The sequence below is a fragment of the Pseudomonas lundensis genome, assembly GCF_002269125.1.
In the GTDB taxonomy this organism is placed as follows: Bacteria; Pseudomonadota; Gammaproteobacteria; order Pseudomonadales; family Pseudomonadaceae; genus Aquipseudomonas; species Aquipseudomonas lundensis_A.
The window spans coordinates 1-338 of record NZ_NQKI01000106.1 but is presented as its reverse complement, the minus strand read 5'-3'; the positions used below and the strand labels follow the sequence as shown (position 1 = coordinate 338).

Sequence of the window (338 nt, the reverse complement as noted above, 5' to 3'; positions counted from 1 at the left end):
TGGGGCACATCAGCCCGCAAGCCTACGAGGCCCGGATGAGTGCTTGAAACTGTGTCCACGGTTGCTGGGCAAGATCATTCTGTAATTGATGTTCAAGCTCAGCAATACGATCCTTGTCAGACTTCTCAACGGCGGCGCTGGCAACCGCACTGATCGCCCTTTCCCGCTTTATTTTTTCGAGTTCTGAAAGTGGCCATCCAATGCCACCCTCGATCAGACTGTTATCTTTGGCTCGATTTCTGATCGTGTTTCGATGAACCTTAGCTAGGCTCTGTACGTAAAGTATTGTCGCAAGCACCGCATAGCGCAGGCCAATGAGACCATCGCCGCAAAACTTG

At 51.5% G+C, this 338-nt stretch carries 1 protein-coding gene; it reads right to left on the bottom strand.

What is annotated here, in order from left to right:
- Positions 1-22: 22 nt before the first annotated feature.
- A partial coding sequence (locus CJF39_RS23140) for a hypothetical protein (RefSeq protein WP_170942728.1) occupies positions 23-338 on the bottom strand: 316 nt, incomplete at its 5' end.